General features: G+C 65.2%; 1 pseudogene. It reads right to left on the bottom strand.

The annotated features are described in order from the left end of the window. Positions 1–23: 23 nt before the first annotated feature. A pseudogene (locus ACFOMP_RS19800) lies at positions 24–503 on the bottom strand (tryptophan-rich sensory protein); the annotation flags it as partial.

Raw genomic sequence — 503 nt, forward strand, 5'->3', positions numbered from 1 at the left:
GCCGGGGTTTTGATTTATACGGATCAGCGAAGGCTGGATCCGGGGATGAAGCGATCGAACAGCGCAAGCATCAGGATCCCCGCGCCGCAAATCGTGGCGATGAGCCAGTCGCCCGCGCCCACGTTCGCAACGATCACGCCGAACAGCGCCCAGATCACCCCGGCGCGATAGGTCCAGAGGCGCGGGCGGGCGGATGCGACCGCAACAGCCGCAATCAGGACGCAAATGATCAGTGCGATGGCGGCTGTACGCGGCGACAGGATGCCGTATCCGGTCGCCACCACCGAAACGGCCACGCCCGTTGCGGCCGTCAGCCAGCCGGCATAGAGACCGACCGGCGCCAATTCGCGCCAGCTGTCACCGGCACGCAACATCGCAATGATGGCCGCAGCCGCCATTACAAGGATCATCACCGTGGCGATCGGTGGGAACCGCATGGCGGCCTCGATCCAGAAGACGCCGATTAAAAGGCTGATGCCAAGGGGACTGGCGGCGCGGGGCCA

Origin of the sequence: Paracoccus simplex, from assembly GCF_042648325.1 — a bacterium.
In the GTDB taxonomy this organism is placed as follows: Bacteria; Pseudomonadota; Alphaproteobacteria; order Rhodobacterales; family Rhodobacteraceae; genus Paracoccus; species Paracoccus simplex.